The organism is Acinetobacter sp. D009 (assembly GCF_038562025.1).
In the GTDB taxonomy this organism is placed as follows: Bacteria; Pseudomonadota; Gammaproteobacteria; order Pseudomonadales; family Moraxellaceae; genus Acinetobacter; species Acinetobacter pittii.
Map to the genome: position 1 here is coordinate 2,308,038 of NZ_CP151886.1, position 21,679 is coordinate 2,329,716.

Sequence of the window (21,679 nt, forward strand, 5' to 3'; positions counted from 1 at the left end):
ATGTTTTCCTAAATTACGGATTGTTGCACCAGTTTAGATCAACCACAATGACTAAATGTACATACATTGGCACTAATTCTTTTAAAGAAGAGGAACCGATCTTTTTTTATTTCGTATGTCACTTGCTCCAAATATTCAACTGGATGTTGAAAAAAGAAAGTAGTCCGAGCTACTAAAAATTCTAAGGAGATATAAATGAATATAGCTACAAAAGTCACTCCAAATATTATTGCAACAAAGGATGTGTCACTTGAAGATAAATATGTAAGTGATAACGGTACAGCATATATGACTGGCATTCAGGCGCTTGTTCGGTTGCCTCTTGCCCAAACTCGCCGTGACGCGATTAATGGTTATCATACTGCTGGTTTTATTTCTGGTTATCGCGGTTCTCCTGTTGGTAACTATGATAGTTTCCTTTGGCAAGTTCAAGGATTACTTAAATCCCATAATGTTGTATTTCAACCTGGTGTAAACGAAGACTTGGCTGCTACCGCAATTTGGGGTACCCAACAAGTTAATCTTTCAGGCCAAGGTAAATATGATGGAGTGTCTTCATGGTGGTATGGTAAAGGCCCGGGTGTTGACCGTTCAGGCGACGTACTCCGCCATGCTAACTTAGCTGGTACCTCTGAACGTGGTGGTGTCGTTGCTTTATTTGGTGATGACCACTCATGTAAATCTTCTACAATCCCTCACCAGTCTGAACATGTCATGATTGGTTGCGGTATTCCAATTTTCTACCCAACATCCGTTCAACAAATTTTAGACTTTGGTGTTCACGCCATTGCTGTTTCACGTTTTTCTGGCCTTTGGTCTTCAATGAAGCTCGTCAGTGAAATTGTAGAAACTTCTGCTTCTGTTCATGTCGACCTAGACCGTGTTACTCCGGTTATACCAGAAGATGTCAATTTCCCAGAGGGTGGCGTCAATATTCGCTGGCCAGATCATGGTATTCAGCAAGAAGAACGCCTTTATAAATACCGTTTACCTGCTGTTTTGGCTTATGCCCGCGCCAACAAAATCAACACTGTTACATGGCCTTGTGAAAATGCCCGTGTCGGTATTGCCGCAAGTGGTAAAGGTTATTTAGATACCATTGAAGCCTTACGCATTTTAGGTATTGAAGATGAAACTGCTCAGCAGCTTGGTCTACGTGTTTATCAAGTTGGTCTGATTTGGCCTTTAGAACCTCAAGGCGTTCGCGAGTTTGCTGAAGGTTTACAAGAACTGATCGTTATTGAAGAAAAACGTCCAATTATTGAAACACAAATTAAAGATGAGCTGTACTCACTGCCTGATAGTAAACGCCCACATGTGATTGGTAAAGCAACTGACGGCAAAGGTGAATGGAGTACTTCTATTGAAGAAGCACCACTCATTGGTCACTATGAGTATCAGCCTGAACCCATTGCAAAAATGCTGGCTGCTCGCTTCTTAAAACTTGATATTCCAGAAAGCTTAAAAGCACAAATCCAAAGCAGAATCGACTTACTGCTAAAAGCAGAGCAAGAATCAAAACGTGTTATTGATCTTGCAGAACGTAAACCATATTTCTGTAGTGGTTGCCCACATAACTCTTCAACCGTAGTTCCCGAAGGTAGCCGTGCACTAGGTGGTATTGGTTGTCACTATATTGCAGTTTCACTTGACCGCGGTACCGAAACATTCTCTCAAATGGGCGGTGAAGGTGTAAGTTGGGTGGGTGCATCACCATTTACTAATGAAAAACATATTTTTGCTAACCTTGGTGACGGAACTTACTTCCACTCAGGTTATTTAGCAATTCGTCAGTCTATTGCTGCAAAAACCAATATTACCTACAAAATCCTCTACAACGATGCAGTCGCTATGACAGGTGGTCAGCATGTAGATGGTCATTTGAGCGTTGCGCAGTTAACTCGTCAGCTTGCTGCCGAAGGCATTAAAAAACAAGTTATTGTTACTGATGAAGTTAAACTATTAAACGAAGAAGATGGCATTGCACCGGGTGTCGAAATTCGCCACCGTAATGAACTCGATACAGTTCAACGTGAGCTTCGTGAAGTTACAGGTGTCACCGCTTTAATTTATGTACAAACCTGTGCCAGCGAAAAACGCCGTCGTCGCAAACGTGATGCGTACCCTGACCCAGCTGAGCGTTTATACATTAATAGTGATATTTGCGAGGGCTGTGGCGACTGTTCGAAAAAATCAAACTGTTTATCTATTGAGCCAGTAGAAACAGCATTAGGTACTAAACGTCAAATTAACCAAAGTAGCTGTAACAAAGACTTCACTTGTGCCGAAGGGTTCTGCCCAAGTTTTGTGACAGTTCATACACGTGATATGAAACGTCCAGCTAAATTTGAAGGCATTGGCGCAGACTGGCCAACAGCACCAGTCATTCCTCAGTTATATGACGTTCCAAGTCGTATTATGGTTGGTGGTATTGGTGGTACAGGTGTTGTGACCATTGGTGCACTTCTTGGTATGGCAGCTCATCTAGAAGGTAAAGCCACACGTGTTATGGACATGGCAGGTCTTGCTCAAAAAGGTGGTACGGTTTATTCATACGTTCAACTTGCGGCAAGTGATGAACAAATTTCTTCTACCAAAATTCCGGCAGGTCAATGTGAATTATTGATTGGTGCAGATGCGGTAGTCGCTGGTGGTAGCGCTGCTCTATCTCGCTTAAAAGATGATGCTTTAGTTATTGTGAATGAAGACAGTACGCCTACTTCTGAGTTTATTAAATCTCGTGACTGGTATGCGCCTATTAGCGATTTAATAGACCGTCTTCGTGGTCGTGTTCGTCAAGGTCAACTGGTTTCTCTGCCAGCGGCTCGCATTGCAACACAGCTTCTAGGTGATTCAATCTATACCAACCAGTTATTACTCGGTATGGCATGGCAATCTGGTCGTATTCCATTACTGCGTGAAAGCATTGAAAAAGCAATTCGCTTAAATGGTACTGCTGTTGAAAAGAACCTCGAAGCTTTCCGCGTGGGTTGTCATCTTGCAAGTGATCCAACTTTAGCTGCACGTTTAGTTGCGGCAATGCCAAAAACCAAAACTCCGCAAACTTTGGCTGAACTTGTTGAAGATCGTTCTGCTCGTCTAACAGACTATTGGAATGAAGCTTACGCAAGTAAATACCGTACGCTTGTAGAACTTGCAGCTAAAAAACTACCAGAAGAGTTAACAGGTACGATTGCAACTCAGCTTTATAGAGTTATGGCGTATAAAGATGAATATGAAGTTGCTCGTCTACTAACAGGTAAGAGCTTCAAAGAATCAATTGAAACCCAGTTTGGTAAAGGCTTACGTTTAACGTATCACCTTGCCCCACCAGCATTACTCGGTGGTCTAAAAAATGTCCGTAAACGTGCGTTTGGTTACTGGATGCGCTTCCCAATGATGATGCTTGCTCGCTTACAATGGCTTCGTGAAACTTTCCTTGACCCATTTGCACGTCAAGAAGAGCGTCAACACGAACAAGCTTGGCGTGACCGTTACATCTCATTTGTTGAAGCACTTGTTGAAGCACCAGACAATCATAACTTGGCTGTTGCTGAACAAATTGCAAAATTACCAGCAGAAGTCCGCGGTTATGGTCATATCAAAATGAAAGCAATGGATGCTGCAAAACAACGTTGGGATGAACTTACACCAACACTGCTAAAAGTCCGTAACTAAAATTAAATCTCAAAATAAAAAAGTCATCCTTAGGGATGACTTTTTTATTGGCTCAAAAATTTATTTAGTCATTTTACGCAAAGTCAAAATCTGCTCGCTTCGTCCAAATGGACCATACACATCATGTAAAACTGCACTGGTTAAACCAATACCATCCGAACCATATTGCTGAACGGTTTCCAAACCTAGCCATTTCCCTTGCGGATAACGGTGCATGTGGATTTGTAAATCAAGATTTGGAAAGCCCCAAGTAAATTCGCCTTCTTGTCTTGGGACAATGCCGTTTGCCGCATCTACCATGCCAATTAAATGGGCAAAATCTGTGGTCGGCTGCCCTTCCACGATTTCTTTATCATTATTGAGCCAAACAATGCCTTTACCCGCACGATGCTGATCATCCGTTTTAGTGACTAGCGTTTGAATAAAGCCACCTGGCCATCTTTTCATACCCGTCCATTCTGTAAAAGTATCTGGATGGTGAACTGGCTGATCTTCAAGCCCAGCAATATCGGAACTGTCTTGAGTACACATGCGCCATGCTCTAGCCACAATACAGGTTTTACCTTGTGCTTGCATTTCAGCTTCAATCAATTCAATGGTTTTACCGGCACGAATGACATGTGTCTTAATCGTAAACTCACCAAATGCAATCAATCCAAAAATATCAAAACTAATTCGGCCAATTCGCATATCTTGTCGTGGTGAAAACTGCTCTAACTCAGCTGCGATTACACCACTTGCAGGGGCCATATGCTGTTCATGAGGGTTCCAAGCTCCTTGTGCATGAACAGTTGAGCAATAATGAGCAATAACTTCACCTTGAGGACCAATTGTTCTATTCAGTAATTGATAATAAGCATTCATGATTTTCTTTCCGTAGTCCTTATGCAACATCTATATTTGATGAAAATTCACGTTTTAATGCTTATGTTAACCCTCTATTTCTTTGGCTCAACTGGTTTTTCCTACCAAAAACTGATGAGTCTAAAATTACAAATTTAATCACTAGGTAAAATTCCGCATTTCAATTTCACCCAGTGATTCTAGAACTTACCATTCACTAAAATGCAAAAGCATCTTGATCGAGCTCCATCACAGATTCAGCTCCAGACTCAATAGAAGCGGCATGGCTCTGTGTACGATGTAAAAGTTTTTGATAGAAAAACTTAGCTGTCGTTAATTTTGCTTTATAAAAATCTTCCTCTTGTGTACCCGATTCTAATTTTTCATGGGCAACTTGTGCCATTCGGGCCCACAAATACGCGAACACAACGTAACTGGAAAAATAAAGATAATCTACTGAAGCGGCTCCTATTTCTTCTGGGTTGTGCTTGGCTTTGTCAGCAATCGTTTTGGTCAGTGACAACCATTGTTGCTTAAGCTCAGCTAATTTTTCTAAATAAGGTGTCAGCACTTCATTTGATTGCTGTTGACCAATAAATTGATCAATTAAGTCCGTCATATTTTTTAGAAGTTTGCCTTCTGACTTGAGGACTTTACGTGCAAGTAGATCTAAAGATTGAATTTCGGTCGTTCCTTCATACAATGTTGAGATACGCGCATCACGTACAATTTGCTCCATTCCATGCTCAACAATAAAGCCATGACCGCCAAATACTTGAATGCCATGCTTGGCAGACTCATTACCTGACTCGGTTAAAAAAGCTTTGGCAATTGGCGTTAAAAAAGCCAGTAATTCATTGGAGTGTTTTTGCTGTTCCTGATCATTTGAGCTTTCAACAATATCGACATGCTGAGCTAAAAAATAAGCCAACGCACGGCCGCCTTCAGAAAACGCTTTTTGCGTCATTAACATCGAACGTACAGCGGGATGCACAATAATTGGGTCGGCATTTTTCTCAGGATATTTAGGACCAGATAGCGAACGCATGGCAAGGCGCTCTTTGGCGTAACTTAATGCGCCTTGAAATGAAATTTCAGAAGCAGCAAGCCCCTGTACTGCCGTTCCAATGCGTGCAGTATTCATAAAGGTAAACATACAATTGAGCCCGCGATTTTCAGGACCAATCAAATAACCTTTGGCACCATCAAAATTCAGTACACAGGTGGCATTTCCATGAATCCCCATTTTATGTTCAATCGCACTACAAACGACTTTATTACGGTCCAGCACCTGACCATCATCACTCACATTAAATTTAGGCACAATAAATAAAGAAATGCCTTTGGTCCCTGCGGGTGCTTGAGGCAAACGAGCTAAAACAATATGAATAATATTTTCTGAAAGATCATGCTCACCCGCCGAGATAAAAATCTTTTCACCCGTAATGGAGTAGCTACCGTCCGGATTTGGTTCTGCTTTTGTTCTAATTAATCCAAGGTCCGAACCCGCATGTGACTCGGTTAAACACATGGTTCCAGTCCAGACACCACTAATGAGCTTAGCCAAAAACTTCTGTTTTTGTTGCTCAGTGCCATGATGCTCAATGGTTCTCATTGCCCCATGAGACAAGCCCGGATACATCGCCCAAGCCCAATTAGAACCACATAACATTTCAGAAATAGCGATCCGCAACAATGTCGGTAAGCCTTGTCCACCATATTCGGGGTCAGCAGTTAAAGAGGTAAACCCAAGCTCAGCATATTTTTGGTAGGCTTCTTTAAAACCTTTCGGCGTTGTGACTACGCCTTGATTTAAATGACAGCCTTCCTGATCGCCATTTTGATTTATGGGCGCCAATTCATTTTCACAAAAATCTGCTGCTGCCTCTAAGTATTGATCAATTAATTCTCGATTTACGCTTTCCTGATATTTGCTTAAACCTTGATAGTTCTGTTCTGTTTGAAGCATTTCATGCAGTACAAATTGCATATCGCGTAATGGAGCTTTATATAAAGGCATAGTTTTTTCCTTTCACCTCTCTGCCTGTGTCATGGGCAGATATCGTTTTTCCTTAAAATGGACTTTTATTGTTTCAATCTCACCAAAATATCAAAAAATTTCTTATAGCAAAATATATTTTCACTAATTCAACAAATTATCGTAACTCAAAAATAGATATAAAGCATAAATACCTGTTTTAAAAAAATAAATATAGAATGGAAAGTAATTAGCACTTATTAATAAGAATAAATTTAAATTTTGTATTGCAAAATTTTATTCCGTAAAAAATCAATTTATAGTATGGTGATTAGATTGCTTAATTATCCAAGGACGATTCATGGAAAGCCCGAAATACACAGGTCTTGAGTTTTTAACCGCTTTAAAAAATGGTGAAGTTTCTCCATCACCTATGGCTCACACCATACCAATGGAACTCGTTGAAGTTTCCGAAGGTAAAGCAACTTATAAAGTTACCCCTCGCAAAGAACATAGAAATATTCAAGGCGGTATACACGGTGGCTTTTGCGCCACAGCTTTAGATACAGCTACTGGCAGTGCAGCTCATACATTGCTCGAACATGGCGTCGGCTATGGAACCATTGATTTAAATGTAAAAATGATTCGTCCTATGCAAATTGATACGTCTTACTATGCGACAGCCGAATTAATTAATGCGGGCCGCAATATTATTAGTACCGAAGGAAAAATCGTAGATGAAAGCGGCAAAGTGTATGCTTTTGCCTCGGCAACCTTAATGATTATTCGCAAATAATAAAATATTGAAGCTCCTGTTTATGGAGCTTTTTCTTGCTTTGCAATTTTGTTCATTTCATAAAAATCTAAGCGATCAATCATAAAACTTAATATTGCCATCGCTAAACCTAAAGCAGCACACGCTTCCCATCCCCAGTGTTTCCATGCATAAACTGCAATAAAAGAACCTAAGGCGGCTCCACCAAAATATAAGGTCATATAAATTGAGTTAATACGTGAACGTGCCTCGGCCGAAATTCGATAGACCAGATTTTGATTAAGTACATGAAATGCCGATAAACCAAAATACGCCATAATAACCCCTACAGCGTAGGCCACCAGAGACTGCTGCGCAAAAAATAGTGGTATCCATGCACTTATTAATAGGCCCATGCAAATCACTGCAATTTTATTCTCAAGCCCTGCCGCAATTTTCTTACCTGCCCAAGGGGTCGCAAACACACCTGCCAGTCCAACAATCCCAAATAAACCAATCTGGAAATCGTTAAAGTGATAAGGATCATTCGCCAAAATAAAAGTCATGGTGGTAAAAATCAGAGCCAAAATTCCAAAGCCAATTCCCCCAGCCAAACCACGGCGCAGTAAATGAGGCTGATGAGCTGCTAATGAAAATAATGAACCATAAATCTGTAGAATATTGAGTTGGTGGGATTTGCGCGCAACTGGTAACTTCACCCACATTACCCATGCAAACACCAAAATGACGATTCCACTAATTAAATAAACCGCATGCCAAGACCAAACTGTAGAAAGCAAGCCTGCAATAGAACGCGCCAACAATATTCCTAAGAACAAACCGCTCATGAGAGTGCCTACAACTTGAGGGCTTTTTTTCGGACTAGCTAGACCTGCGGCGAAAGGAACTAAAACTTGAGTTGCAATCGAAAAGAATGTGGCTAAAAAGGTAAAGCCATATAAAGCTGGCAAGGTTTGACTTAAGGATAACCCTACTTGTGCAAGCCCCGTACAACACATGAGCAAGCAAATATAACTGCGCTTTTCAAAAAAGTCGCCTAGGGGAACTAATATAAAAAGGCCAACTGCATATGACAGTTGGCTAATGACAATGGTTAAAGCGACTTGATCAGCATTAACTTTTAATGCTTCTGCAATTGAATAGATTAAGGGCTGGTTATAATAGTTTGAACCCGCACAAATTCCACATGTCATTGCCATGATAAAAATAAAGCTTTTTGACAGTATATTTTCTGCATTGGGCTCAACTATTTTTTCCATTTTTAACTACGCCCTATTTTAAAATTTATACATCGATACAAAGTTTACACGTGATACATCAGCGGTTCTGCCATCAAACACTTCTCGTTTGCCTTGATGATATTCCATACCAATATCCATTTGCTCAATCGGTGAATAAAAGACGTTAGCTGCGTAGTCCGTTAGACGTTTGTTGGCATCTGGATTGAGTTTGGCATAAGCAGTGTCGTCATCATAATCAAACATCGAAGCCGATAAGTTTGCACGCCATTGCTCATTGAATTTATATGAATAACCAATATTGATGCTATTCAACTTATTCATAACCAAATCTGTTTTGTCTTCGTTTAAAGAGAAATCACCCGCGGCATTTAAACTTGTTGAATTTGCCAAACCACTTTGCGTGGTATAAGGCATAAATTTTTGATCACCAACAATATATTGATAATTTGCTTGTACCGACTGCTGAGGGGAGAGTTGATATTTTAAGCCGCCTCCAGCGCCCCAGCTTACTTTCTTCACCGTGGCAGTTGCGACATCTGTAGATTTTTCATTAATAAAGCCTTGAGCAAGTGCCGTTAAAGGGCCTTGTTTAAAGCTATAGCGACCCGTTAAAGTTGGAAATGCCGAGACTCTCGAACCTGTATATTCTAAGGCTACTTTTAAATCATTATTGGCATCGATTTTCCAGTCATAGCGAATTTGAGGAGTACGTGTATAAGAAGTTCCCACAAATTGAGTGTAGTCAACAGCTTCAGTACGGGTTTCCATGTTGGACATGAGTGACCATGTTTGACCAAAGGTCCAGTCTTTATAGGTGAAAAAAGCATGACGTATACGGAATTTACCATCCCCCGTTCCCATGTTAGAGCTATCGAAGAAATCGGCTTCAATATTTCCAGTAACCGCTTTATTACGACTATTAAAATAAACACCTAGTCGGCTTGCATTAATCATGGCATCCGAACGTGCATGATTTGAACGTTTTTCACTTTCAAAAGGTGTTCGATACAGGCTGCTGGTCGTTCTACCGCCCGAGTCTGGTGATGATTTGAAATCAACCGCTGCATCAATACGGGCAATACCGTAAACCTTAACATTATCCGTCCAAGTGACCCACGAAGGAGCAACAGGCTTCTCTGTTACAGTCGCTTTAGTTTTTTCAATGTTCTCTTCGATCTTTACCTGTTTGACCTGTAAATTATTTTGAGTTTGTTTCTGAGCAGCAAGTTCTGCTTTTAATTTTTGCAGCTCGGTTTCTAGCAAATTAATTCTTTGTTCTGTCGTATCTGAAGAATTTGCAAAAATAGTCCCTGAAGCCGCAGCGCAAGCTGCAGCTAAAATTAATTTTTTCATCTTTTAATCCTTAAAGAAGCATTTTTTCCGTGTGTATTTAGGCTACACGTGCATCGATTAGTTCACAGTCGGTGACTGCTTGTAATTCATCAAAACTTAGGCCTTCCACCATTTCTGTGACATAAGCTTTTTGGTCTTTGAGCTCAATAATGCATAAATCGGTATAAATACGATTGACACACTGCTCACCAGTCATTGGATAGCTCAGTTCTTTTACAATTTTGGACTCACCTTTTTTAGTGACATGTTCCATATAGACATAAATCGTTTTTGCGCCGACCGCCAAGTCCATAGCACCGCCGACTGCTGGTACATCATCTGCCTTACCTGTATGCCAGTTTGCCAAGTCTCCATTTACCGCAACTTGGAATGCACCAATCACACAAATGTCCAGATGGCCACCACGCATAATGTCAAACGAGTCGCCATGATGCATAAAGCATCCACCATCTAACAATGTGACGAGTTCTTTTCCAGCATTAACTAAATCTTGGTCTTCTTCACCAGATTGTGGTGGTGGACCAAAAGCTAAAACCCCATTTTCCGAATGTAGAAAGATTTCTTTGTCTTTAGGCAAAAATTTAGCAACGTTGGTTGGTAAGCCAATCCCTAAATTGACATAAGAACCTTCAGGAATGTCATTGGCAATGAGCTTGGCAATATCTTCACGAGAACGCTTTTGAACTGACATTAGATATCTCCTACTTTTACAACGTGCTGAACAAAAATTCCCGGTGTAATAATGCACTCCGGGTCAAGCGTTCCTAGCTCTACGGTGTCATTCACTTGAACAATCGTGGTCTTAGCGGCTTTTGCCATGATTGGCCCAAAGTTACGAGCTGCTTTACGGTAAGTTAAATTGCCCCAGCGGTCGGCTTTATCGGCATAAATCAGTGCAAAATCAGCTTCAAGTGGATACTCAAGCACATAGTTTTTACCGTTAATGGTTCGGGTCTCTTTACCCTCGGCAACTTTGGTGCCATAACCAGTCGGCGTAAAAATAGCACCGAGACCTGCACCTGCAGCCTGAATACGACAGGCCAAATTACCTTGTGGAACCAGTTCTAACTCAATTTTTCCCGCTCTATATAAGTCTTGAAAAACGGTTGACCCCGCAGATTTCGGAAATGAACAAATCATTTTTTTAACGCAACCGGCAATAATCAGATTTGTTAAACCACGATCACCAGAAGCCGCATTGTTATTTACAATGGTCAGTTCTTTTTTCCCTAAATCGATTAAGGCTTCAATTAATTCAGCAGGTTGCCCCGTTACACCAAACCCGCCAGTCATGATGGTTGCTCCATCAGGAATAGCTTTTAAAATCGGTTCAATGTCACTGGTGATTTTATTTATCATCTCACTTGTCCCTTTTCATCCTTAATTTAAGGTGACAGATTGATCTGTCACTCTGCCTTTTGCGGGTTAAATAGTCGGTCTTTAATAAATAACAATGGAATTACACCGCAGATAAAATAAGCCGCAGCCATCACCAAAAGCCCTAAGCCAATAGAACCGTTCTGCGATAGAAAACCAATTGTTAATGGAGAGAAAATAGAAAGTACTTTGCCAATGTTATAAGCACCGCCCACTGCCGAACCTCGAATCGAAGTCGGGAAACTTTCCGTCATATAGGTAGCATTAATGGCGTACGGAATACCGTAAAGGAAACCAAAGAACAGCATCATCCATAAAATATTGGTTGGTGTATTTAAATAGACAATGACCGGAATAAATAAGGCTGTACCAATGGTTCCGAAAGCGAATACAGCACGGCGCCCTAATTTATCGGCAACAATCCCTGCAATCACTTTGGCAAACATCATAATCAGGAAAGTACCAACCATATACATGGCCATTTCTTTAAATTTGATGCCAAGATCAGACTCTAAATAAGCCGGTAACCAGTTACTTACGCCGTAATAACCAAACTGCAATGCACCAGTACTAATAATCCAAAGAACAAACATGGTGCCGTGTTTCTTATCTCTTAAAATTTCAAGATATGGGTTTTGACGTTTTTTAAGTTGATTACTTTGAGCGACTTCTAGCGCATTTAATTGACGTGCTTTTTTCCAAGACTCAGGTTCAGGTACACAAAAGTGCATTAAAATTGATAACACCACAGGCGTAATTGCAATCCAGTATAGGAAACGCCAGCCATGCTCAGGAATAATATGTCCTGCCAATAAGGTCGCTAACAAAGAACCTAAGGTATAACCCGTCATGAGAGTAGCCAAAACAGTCGAGCGATGTTTGGTTGGCACCATTTCTGACATTAAAATATTACAAGCAATATAGAGCGCACCTAAACCCATCGCTCCAAAAGTTCTTAAAACTGCAAATTGCATATAAGAATCAGTAAAACCCAGTGCGCTGGTTAAAACTGAAGAATAAGCAATAAAGAACACGATAATGCGGACCCGCCCAAAACGGTCACACGCCCAACCACCAATCAGGCCACCAATTGCTGAACCTAAAAGTGTTAAACTGCCTAATGTTCCAGCTTGTACACCCGTTAAATGAAATTCTGTTTTAAGACTGGTCAGGCTTAATGCCAAAAAACCTAAGTCTGCCCCATCACACAACAATGTTAAAAAAGCGAATATAAATGCGGTAATCCAAATCTTTTTTGGTGTCTGGATAGCTTCACTGCTAGCCGTATTTTGTGCAACTGTTTCTGTTGTCATGTCCATATCCTCAGAAGGAACATGAGGCATCCAATGCCTCATGGCATTTGTTTTTTATTAGGCTGTAGCTTCCCTAATCATGTTTTTAGCAATAATAATTTGTTGAACTTGCGTGGTTCCTTCATATAAGCGGAACAAACGCACATCACGATAAAAACGCTCAATGGCATATTCACTGATATAGCCCGCACCACCGTGAATCTGTACACAGCGGTCAGCAACACGTCCGCACATTTCAGTCGCAAACATTTTTGCGCAAGATGCTTCTGTACTAATATTTTCGCCATTGTCACGGCGGCGAGCTGCATCTAGGACCATACATTTAGCTGCATAAATTTCAGCTTTTGAGTCGGCAAGCATGGCTTGAATCAACTGGAAGTTTGCAATAGGTTGACCAAACTGTTTACGCTCAATCGCATAGTGCAATGCGTCGTTTAACATGCGTTCGGCAACACCCACGCTATAGGCACCAATGTGCAAACGACCTTTATCAAGTACTTTCATGGCCGTTTTAAAACCAACACCTTCTACGCCACCAATCAATGCAGAAGCAGGCACACGGCAATTTTCAAAAATCACATCACAGGTGTGCGAACCCTTTTGCCCCATTTTTTGGTCAATTTTGCCTAACGTAATGCCTGGTGTATTTGCCTCGACTAAAAAAGCTGAAATGCCACCTGACCCTTTAATTTCAGGATTGGTTCGCGCCATTACGGTAAAAGTTGCAGCATGAGGTGCATTGGTAATAAAACGTTTGGTGCCGTTTAACACATAAAAGTCGCCATCTTTCATTGCACTGGTTTTTAAAGAGGCAGCGTCAGAGCCAGATTCAGGCTCGGTTAAACAAAATGAACCAATAATTTCGCCACTTGCATAACGCGGTAAATATTTTTGCTTTTGCTCTTCTGTGCCATCAATCAAAATTGCACTTGAGCCAATACCGTTATTAGTACCAATTAAAGAACGAAAAGCCGGTGAAGTTTGTCCAAGTTCAAATGCAACTCTGACTTCTTCTTCCATGGTGATACCTAAGCCACCATATTCTTCGGGAATTGTGAGGCCGAACAAACCAAGCTCACGCATTTGCTGCACAATGTCATCTGGAATTTTGTCTTTCTCTACCACTTCGTTTTCACGAGGGATCAATTCATTTTTTACAAAATCTCGAATTGTTGAAAGTAACTGCTCCAACATCCCTTCATCACGGATCATCTGTGATCTCCCTTTTTATGTATTTCCATCGCACCCATCAGCCATCTCCAGCTTGTCTGGATACCATGTTTTAAATCTTGTTTACTGCGGATGTGTTTCATAGTACGAGAACAAAAATACAAATTTCAAGCTTTTTTGAAAATTAATTTCGTTAAACGAAATTTAAAAATACACCATTACGAAATATCAAATACTTAGCTTATTTAATAAATCATAATTGCTCTAATGGACTAAATAAGACTTGAAATAAATTCCAAAATAAGCATCATAAAAGGAATATAGTTTTGATGTGCGAAACAAGGAATTCAAAAATGAGTGTATCAATAGGGAATAATTTCGTAGAAGTCGACTTTTCTATTCAAAAAATAGCGATTGTAAAAATAAACCGACCTGAAGCAAAAAATGCATTGAATACAGAGGTTCGCAAACAACTAGCACAAGCTTTTACCGAATTAAGTTTTAACGATGAGATCAATGCGGTTGTGCTCACAGGTGGTGAAGAGGTCTTTGCCGCAGGTGCAGATCTAAAAGAAATGGCAACCGCAACTTCAACAGAAATGTTATTGCGCCATACCGAACGTTATTGGAATGCGATTGCTCAGTGTCCTAAACCCGTGATTGCTGCTGTAAATGGCTATGCATTAGGTGGTGGCTGTGAACTTGCAATGCATGCTGACATTATTATTGCAGGTAAAGGCGCAACCTTTGGCCAACCAGAAATTAAAGTCGGTTTAATGCCGGGTGCTGGTGGTACACAACGTTTATTTCGTGCTGTCGGTAAATTCCATGCCATGCGCATGATTATGACGGGTGCCATGGTGAAAGCTGAAGAAGCTCATATCATCGGTCTTGTTTCACAAGTCACAGAAGATGACCAGACCATCCCAACTGCAATTCAAATGGCACAAAGCCTAGCCAAAATGCCTCCTATTGCTCTGCAACAAATTAAAGAAGTTGCACTGATGAGCGAAGATGTTCCATTAAATGCAGGCTTAACGCTAGAACGAAAAGCATTCCAGTTACTGTTTTCTACCGAAGATAAAAATGAAGGCGTTCAAGCTTTTATCGAAAAGCGTAAACCATCTTATCAAGGTAAATAATTTAAAACCATAATAACAAAGGAATGAAAATGGCCAGAAAAGTATTGATTAGTGCAGGTGGTTCAGGGATTGGACGATGCATTGCCGAAGCATTTTTAAACAATCATGATGAAGTTTTCGTTTGTGATATCAATGCTAAAAGCCTAGAACAGTTTCAGAAAGATTATCCAAAGCTGCATATACATACGTGTGATTTAGCTGATCATGAACAAATTAAAGTGATGTTTAATGAAGCAATTCAGAAACTTGTCGGTATTGATATTTTAGTCAATAACACAGGCATTTCAGGCCCGACCGTTGCAGCAGATGAGTTAAGTTTTGAAGATTGGAACACGGTGATTAATTTAAACCTGAATAGCACTTTTTTAATTACCCAGTTAGCCATTCCCTATTTAAAGAAAGCACAGGCAGGCGTGATTATAAATATGTCCTCTATTGCCGGACGCTTAGGCTATCCATACAGATTAGCCTACTCCACTTCAAAATGGGGACTGATCGGTTTTACCAAAACACTTTCTATGGAACTCGGTGCAGACAATATTCGAGTTAACGCTATTCTTCCGGGTGCAGTCGATGGTGATCGGGTTCAACGTGTATTGCAGGCCCGCGCCGATGTAGCAAATACCTCACTTGAAGAAGTGACTCAAAATGCACTGAAAAATCAGTCACTCAAATATTTTGTCAATCCAAAGCACATTGCAGATTTATGCCTATTTTTAGCGTCAGAAAGTGGTCGCTCAATTTCAGGTCAAATCTTACCAATTGATGGTGATAAACAATGCTTAAGCTAAATCACTCAACCCTATTTTTCCATTTAATTTCAAATATAGATTAATTATCAGGATGATCGACATGACTTATGATATTAAAAGCATGGCTGTGATTGGTGTCGGTATTATGGGCAGTGGTATTGCTCAAATTGCTGCACAGTCAGGTCATACCACTTATTTATATGATGCCAAAGCAGGTGCAGCAGAACAGGCTAAAGAAAAACTGGCTGCTACATTTCAAAAGTTAGTCGACAAAAATAAAATTACATCTGAGCAAGCAGCAGCGGCAAATAACCATTTAATTGTTGCTCATCAACTTGAAGATTTAAAAAATTGTGACCTGATTGTAGAAGCAATTGTTGAACGCCTTGATATTAAACAAAGCTTGATGCAACAGCTTGAAGACATTGTTTCGGATAATACTATTTTAGCCTCAAACACCTCTTCCCTTTCTATTACAGCCATTGCTGCAAACTGTAAAAAGCCTGAGCGTGTTGTGGGCTATCACTTCTTTAACCCAGTTCCACTCATGAAAGTGGTTGAAGTCATTCGTGGTTTAAAAACAGATCCACTTATTATAGATGCTTTAAACGATCTGTCTCGTGCATTTGGTCACCGCCCTGTTGTAGCGAAGGACACCCCTGGATTTATTATTAATCACGCTGGTCGAGCTTATGGCACCGAAGCGCTCAAAATTTTAAACGAGAACGTCTGTGACGTCAGTGAAATTGACCGAATTTTACGTGACGGCGTTGGTTTTAGAATGGGTCCTTTTGAATTACTTGATTTAACAGGTCTTGATGTTTCTCATCCAGTTATGGAGTCGATTTATCACCAATACTATGAAGAAGCCCGCTACAAACCAAACCCGCTCACCAAGCAAATGCTTGATGCCAAGCAACTTGGACGTAAGGTCAATCAAGGTTTTTATAACTATGAAACTGGTTCAAAAACAGGTGAACAACCTGCAAAGTTTGTAGAGCGTTTAGCACAATATCCAAAAGTTTGGATTGCGGCAGATTTTTTAGACGATAAAAAACAGCTCCAAGATTATTTAACTCAACACAATATTGCTCTAGACATCAACCCTGAACCACAAACAGATAGTTTATGTTTACTCGCTTGTTATGGTGAAGACACAACCCAAGCGGCGACCCGTCTAGGGGTTAACCCTGAACATGCTGTTGCTATAGACATGCTTTATGGCATTGCAAAGCATCGCACCTTGATGCCTTCACTCATTACTAAATCTGAATACCGACAAGCGGCTCACTCTATTTTCAATCTAGATGGAAATCTGGTCAGCATGATTAATGAAAGCATTGGCTTTGTTGCTCAGCGTGTTTTAGCGATGGTGATTAATCTAGGCTGTGATATTGCGCAGCAAAATGTTGCCACGGTAGATGACATTAATGCCGCGGTACGTCTGGGCTTAGGCTATCCATTTGGCCCAATTGAATGGGGCGATCAAGTCGGCAGCGAAAAAATCTTACTCATTCTAAACCGTATAACAGCACTTACGCATGACCCACGTTACCGCCCTAGTCCATGGTTACAGCGTCGAGTCGCACTCCACTTACCTCTTACTTTTACTCATGAGTCTTGAAAAGGAATTTCTCAATGTTAAATGCATATATTTATGATGGTTTACGCAGTCCATTTGGCCGTCATGCAGGTGAACTCGCCTCAATTCGCCCTGATGATTTAGCCGCAACTGTCATTCAAAAACTACTAGAAAAAACTGGTGTGCCGGATGCGGATATTGAAGATGTTATTTTAGGCGACACCAACCAAGCGGGTGAAGATAGTCGTAATGTGGCACGAAATGCATTATTACTTGCAGGTTTACCTGTCACTGTACCGGGACAAACTGTAAACCGTCTATGCGCGAGTGGTTTAGGTGCCGTAATTGACTCAGCACGTGCCATTACTTGTGGTGAAGGTGAACTGTATATTGCAGGTGGTGTAGAAAGTATGTCACGTGCTCCTTTTGTAATGGGTAAAGCCGAAAGCGCTTATAGCCGTGATGCAAAAATTTATGACACCACAATTGGCTCTCGTTTTCCAAATAAAAAAATTATTGCTCAGTACGGCGGACATTCAATGCCTGAAACAGGTGATAACGTTGCAGCCGATTTTGGGATTAGCCGTGAGCAAGCAGACTTATTTGCCGCTCAATCACAAGCTAAATATCAAAAAGCCAAAGAAGAAGGTTTCTTTGCCGATGAAATTATGCCAATTGAGGTTTTCCAAGGCAAAAAATTGCCACCTAAACTCGTTTCAGAAGATGAACACCCTCGCCCAAGTTCAACTGTTGAAGCACTTACAAAGTTAAAACCGCTCTTTGAAGGTGGCGTGGTCACTGCGGGTAATGCCTCAGGTATTAATGATGGTGCAGCAGCACTTTTGATTGGTTCAGAAGCGGCAGGTCAAAAATATGGCTTAAAACCAATGGCTAAAATTTTGTCAGCAGCAGCAGCGGGTATTGAACCACGTATTATGGGTGCAGGTCCGATCGAAGCCATTAAAAAAGCTGTTGCGCGTGCGGGACTTACTTTAGATGACATGGATATTATTGAAATTAATGAAGCCTTTGCTTCACAGGTTTTATCTTGTTTAAAAGGCTTGAATGTTGATTTTAATGACCCGCGTGTGAACCCGAACGGTGGTGCGATTGCAGTTGGTCATCCACTTGGTGCATCTGGCGCTCGTCTTAGCTTAACAGTAGCTCGCGAGTTAATTCGCCGTAAGAAGAAATATGCCGTGGTGAGCCTATGTATTGGTGTAGGTCAAGGTCTTGCAATGGTGATTGAAAACGTTTCATAACCATGAACCAGATATCCATTCATCACAACAGCGCAGTGATGAATGGATTTATTTTGCAGAGCGAAATATAATGGCAAAACTATTGCTTTAATTATATTTGAGGATCGAATGTCTCAAAACACGGAAACTGAAAAACCAATAAATTTTGATGAGATACGTTTAGATCCTATTTCGCATATACATCGGGAAAATAACCCGCAATTTATTGCTTCTTTAGCGCGCGGTTTAGAACTTTTAAGATGCTTTTCTGCAAACAATCAGGTGCTTGGTAACCAAGAATTAGCAAAAATGACAGGTTTACCTAAACCGACCATTGCACGTATTACCAATACCCTTGTGTCATTAGGTTATTTAAAACAATTGCCTAACTCGACCAAATACACACTAGATATTGGTGTCTTATCTTTAGGATATGCAGCATTATCTAACATCTCGATTCGTAATATTGCTCATCAATATATGGAAGAGATGAGTCAGTATGTTCAAGCGCCTGTGGCGATGGCAACGCGTGACCGCTTAAATATGGTGTATATTGATGTTGTGCAAATTGAAACAGCCTTGAATATGCGTCGTCCAATTGGTTCTACTTTGCCAATCCATAGTAGTTCAATGGGACGAGCATGCTTGGCTGCGACCCCTGAACGTGAGCGCAATTTTCTACTTGATGCGTTGAAACAAAAAAATCCAGAAAACTGGCCAGCCATAAAACGTTCTTTAGAACGAGCTTTCCGTGATTACCAAGATTATGGATATTGTTTGTCTTTAGGTGAGTGGCATAAAGAAGTGAACTCGGTGGCTGTACCTTTGGTCAGCTCGAAACACGGTCTTTATGTTTTTAACTGTGGTGCGCCAAGTTTTCATTTAAATCCGGAAAAACTTGAAGGTGAAATTGGACCACGTTTAATCCACATGGTGCACAACATTCAAGATGCTTTGAATGAAACGCATTAACAGTCGTGCTTAAAATAGTCATGGTTGTGTTGATTAAAGGTCTACTTTCATTATGACTAAGGCATGATGAAAAACGCACTCTATACCCCAACCATTATTTTAATGGCGATTGCCGCAGGCATTTGTACAGGTGGAAATTATTTTAGTCAGCCACTTATTCATTCAATTAGTGTAAGCCTAGATTTAACTGAAACAACTACAGCGTGGGTGCCAACTCTAGCCCAAATCACCTACGCATGTGGCTTACTCTTTTTAATGCCGTTGGGTGACATATTAGAAAAGCGCAAGCTGCTATTTATCTTTATGTTATTGGCTTCAAGTGGATTAATTATTAGCGGTTTTTCGCACAATATCTATCTTTTATTGCTTGGTACTGTCATTACTGGTCTATTTTCTAGTGCAGCCCAACTGTTGTTACCACTTGCTGCAAGTCTGGTTCCAATTCAACAAAGCGGCCGTGTCGTTGGCTTCCTACTGAGTGGACTGATGATGGGGGTTTTACTCGCCCGCTCTCTTTCAGGGCTGATGTCTACGCTTTTTGCATGGAATATTATTTATCTGGTCAGTGGCTTTCTGTTACTTATCATTGCCATTATTTTGCATCGTAATATCGGGTTATTTCCACCAACCAAATCTGAAAACTATGCAAAAACTATTCGCTCTTTACCACAGATTTTTATTCAAAGCCGACGGTTAAGAACCAGAACTTATATTGGTGGTTTTACATTTGCTTGTGTAAGTTTAACCTTTACCACCATGTCGTTGCTTCTGGCTCCAGCGCCCTATTTTTTTAGCGACTTTACCATTGGCCTTTTCGGTTTTGTTGGCGTGTTAGGAACTTTCGTTGCCAATTTTTCAGGCAAATTTATTGATCAAGGCTACATTCATAAAATTTCAATTTATTGCGGCATTGGCCTTATTTTAAGTTGGATTCTTTTTTCACTTTTACCCTACCATTTCGCCTTTTATATTATTGCCTTACTTATTCTCTACGCTTCACTTTCTGCGGTACATGTCACCAATCAAAGTATTGTATTTAAACTTAATCAAGAATTACGTTCGCGGTTTAATGCCATTTATATGACGGGTTACTTTGCTGGCGGCGCTTTAGGCACAACGGCAGGAAGTTATGCTTGGAAACACTTCGGATGGACAGGTGTCTGTATTTTGGGCTTAATTTTTGCCGTGCTATGTCTTTATTATTGTGTGCTTGATGCAAAAAATCAGCACAATTAAAGCTTGTGCTGATCTTATATAAAGTAGGCTAATGGTTCGTTATAAAAGTCCTAATAACCGACCACGAATAATATCTTCTGCTTCTTTGACAATCCGGCTAACCAGTTCATCGCATGTCGGAATATCATGGATTAAGCTTGCCACTAACCCACATGACCATGCGCCAGCATTGACATCACCGTTAATCATGACTTTGGGATAGACGCCCGCAACTTCTTCAATAATATCTTCAAATTTAATGTTATCGCCAAGTGCTTTTTCTTTTGCCACGATTTTTTCTACAGCAGCATTATTCATGACACGTTCTGTATTTCGCAAAGCACGCATAATTAAACGTGTATCTCTTTCGGTTGCATTCAGAATCGCCTGCTTCACATTTGCATGTACGGGAGCTTCCTGAGTCGCAATAAAGCGCGTTCCCATATTAATTCCATCTGCTCCCATCGCTAATGCAGCAGCGAGTGAGCGTCCGTCTGCCATTCCACCTGAAGCAACAAACGGAATTTCTAATGCATCGGCTGCTAAAGGCAATAAGATCATATTTGGCACATCATCTTCACCGGGATGACCACCGCACTCGAAACCATCTACAGAAACCGCATCGCACCCAATTTGCTGAACTTTTAAGCTATGTCGAACCGAAGTACATTTGTGAATTACTTTAATACCAGCAGCCTTTAAATACGGCATGACTTGTTCAGGATTACGCCCTGCTGTTTCTACAACCTTGACTCCACCTTTAATAATTGCCTCTACAAAACCCGGATAATCAGGAGTATTCACCGTAGGTAAAAAGGTTAAATTTACCCCAAAAGGCTTATCAGTCATTTCACGGCAACGTGCAATTTCTTTTGCTAGATTTTCAGGTGTACGCTGAGTTAAGCCAGTAATAATGCCTAACCCGCCTGCGTTAGAAACCGCAGCAGCAAGCTCTGCAAAACCAACATAATGCATACCGCCTTGAATAATTGGATGCTCGATTTCAAATAGTTCTGTAATTTTGGTCTTCATATTATTTCCACTCAC

At 40.7% G+C, this 21,679-nt stretch carries 17 protein-coding genes; 8 read left to right on the forward strand and 9 right to left on the reverse strand.

The features are described from left to right. Window positions 1-195 precede the first annotated feature (195 nt). Window positions 196-3,678: an indolepyruvate ferredoxin oxidoreductase family protein gene (locus AAC388_RS10980; protein ID WP_342370596.1), complete on the forward strand. Its 3,483-nt coding sequence runs from the start codon at window positions 196-198 to the stop codon at window positions 3,676-3,678. 60 nt (window positions 3,679-3,738) lie between these two features. On the opposite strand, the gene AAC388_RS10985 is transcribed toward AAC388_RS10980, so the two are convergent. Continuing rightward, window positions 3,739-4,542, reverse strand: coding sequence for a thioesterase family protein (locus AAC388_RS10985; protein ID WP_029424162.1), 804 nt, complete (start codon window positions 4,540-4,542; stop codon window positions 3,739-3,741). Between the two features lie 196 nt (window positions 4,543-4,738). Then, on the reverse strand, window positions 4,739-6,541 hold the full coding sequence (locus AAC388_RS10990; protein WP_342370597.1) for an acyl-CoA dehydrogenase C-terminal domain-containing protein: 1,803 nt from the start codon (window positions 6,539-6,541) through the stop codon (window positions 4,739-4,741). Between the two features lie 304 nt (window positions 6,542-6,845). Here AAC388_RS10990 and AAC388_RS10995 point away from each other — a divergent pair, with 304 nt between their 5' ends. Continuing rightward, on the forward strand, window positions 6,846-7,295 hold the full coding sequence (locus tag AAC388_RS10995) for a PaaI family thioesterase (RefSeq protein ID WP_342371576.1): 450 nt from the start codon (window positions 6,846-6,848) through the stop codon (window positions 7,293-7,295). A 20-nt stretch (window positions 7,296-7,315) separates the two neighbouring features. Here the strand turns inward: AAC388_RS10995 and AAC388_RS11000 are convergent, their stop codons facing one another. From AAC388_RS11000 to AAC388_RS11025, 6 genes are read right to left on the reverse strand one after another with little or no spacing between them, the layout of a single operon-like run. After that, window positions 7,316-8,533 carry an MFS transporter gene (locus AAC388_RS11000; RefSeq protein ID WP_342370598.1) on the reverse strand — a complete coding sequence of 406 codons (1,218 nt, stop codon included), beginning with the start codon at window positions 8,531-8,533 and terminating at the stop codon, window positions 7,316-7,318. An 18-nt stretch (window positions 8,534-8,551) separates the two neighbouring features. Continuing rightward, window positions 8,552-9,868: an outer membrane trimeric porin-like protein DcaP gene (dcaP, locus tag AAC388_RS11005; RefSeq protein WP_342370599.1), complete on the reverse strand. Its 1,317-nt coding sequence runs from the start codon at window positions 9,866-9,868 to the stop codon at window positions 8,552-8,554. 37 nt (window positions 9,869-9,905) lie between these two features. Beyond that, on the reverse strand, window positions 9,906-10,559 hold the full coding sequence (locus AAC388_RS11010) for a 3-oxoacid CoA-transferase subunit B (RefSeq protein ID WP_342370600.1): 654 nt from the start codon (window positions 10,557-10,559) through the stop codon (window positions 9,906-9,908). Further along, the gene (locus tag AAC388_RS11015) at window positions 10,559-11,227 is read right to left on the reverse strand and encodes a 3-oxoacid CoA-transferase subunit A (RefSeq protein WP_000608703.1); all 669 of its coding nucleotides are present in this window, start codon (window positions 11,225-11,227) and stop codon (window positions 10,559-10,561) included. Before AAC388_RS11015 ends, AAC388_RS11010 begins: the two co-directional genes overlap by 1 nt. 47 nt (window positions 11,228-11,274) lie before the next feature. Beyond that, a complete protein-coding gene (locus AAC388_RS11020; RefSeq protein ID WP_206257375.1) occupies window positions 11,275-12,558 on the reverse strand; it encodes an MFS transporter in 1,284 nt (427 codons plus the stop codon). Window positions 12,559-12,615: 57 nt separating this feature from the next. Further along, window positions 12,616-13,770 carry an acyl-CoA dehydrogenase family protein gene (locus AAC388_RS11025; protein WP_005069932.1) on the reverse strand — a complete coding sequence of 385 codons (1,155 nt, stop codon included), beginning with the start codon at window positions 13,768-13,770 and terminating at the stop codon, window positions 12,616-12,618. A 311-nt stretch (window positions 13,771-14,081) separates the two neighbouring features. On the opposite strand from AAC388_RS11025, the gene AAC388_RS11030 reads away from it, so the two are divergent. The 6 genes from AAC388_RS11030 (at window position 14,082) to AAC388_RS11055 (ending at window position 20,653) form a co-directional block, all read left to right on the forward strand. Beyond that, window positions 14,082-14,870 carry an enoyl-CoA hydratase gene (locus tag AAC388_RS11030; RefSeq protein ID WP_068528600.1) on the forward strand — a complete coding sequence of 263 codons (789 nt, stop codon included), beginning with the start codon at window positions 14,082-14,084 and terminating at the stop codon, window positions 14,868-14,870. A 29-nt stretch (window positions 14,871-14,899) separates the two neighbouring features. Next, window positions 14,900-15,661 carry an SDR family oxidoreductase gene (locus AAC388_RS11035; RefSeq protein WP_342370601.1) on the forward strand — a complete coding sequence of 254 codons (762 nt, stop codon included), beginning with the start codon at window positions 14,900-14,902 and terminating at the stop codon, window positions 15,659-15,661. 61 nt (window positions 15,662-15,722) lie between these two features. Continuing rightward, a complete protein-coding gene (locus AAC388_RS11040) occupies window positions 15,723-17,246 on the forward strand; it encodes a 3-hydroxyacyl-CoA dehydrogenase (RefSeq protein WP_342370602.1) in 1,524 nt (507 codons plus the stop codon). Between the two features lie 14 nt (window positions 17,247-17,260). Next, complete coding sequence (locus AAC388_RS11045) at window positions 17,261-18,466, forward strand: 3-oxoadipyl-CoA thiolase (protein WP_342370603.1); 1,206 nt, start codon at window positions 17,261-17,263, stop codon at window positions 18,464-18,466. A gap of 108 nt (window positions 18,467-18,574) precedes the next feature. Beyond that, window positions 18,575-19,417, forward strand: a complete 843-nt coding sequence (locus tag AAC388_RS11050; protein WP_000081480.1) for an IclR family transcriptional regulator — start codon at window positions 18,575-18,577, stop codon at window positions 19,415-19,417. 63 nt (window positions 19,418-19,480) lie between these two features. Beyond that, on the forward strand, window positions 19,481-20,653 hold the full coding sequence (locus AAC388_RS11055; RefSeq protein WP_000977180.1) for an MFS transporter: 1,173 nt from the start codon (window positions 19,481-19,483) through the stop codon (window positions 20,651-20,653). A 39-nt stretch (window positions 20,654-20,692) separates the two neighbouring features. On the opposite strand, the gene AAC388_RS11060 is transcribed toward AAC388_RS11055, so the two are convergent. After that, window positions 20,693-21,664 carry a nitronate monooxygenase family protein gene (locus AAC388_RS11060; RefSeq protein WP_342370604.1) on the reverse strand — a complete coding sequence of 324 codons (972 nt, stop codon included), beginning with the start codon at window positions 21,662-21,664 and terminating at the stop codon, window positions 20,693-20,695. Window positions 21,665-21,679 lie beyond the last annotated feature (15 nt).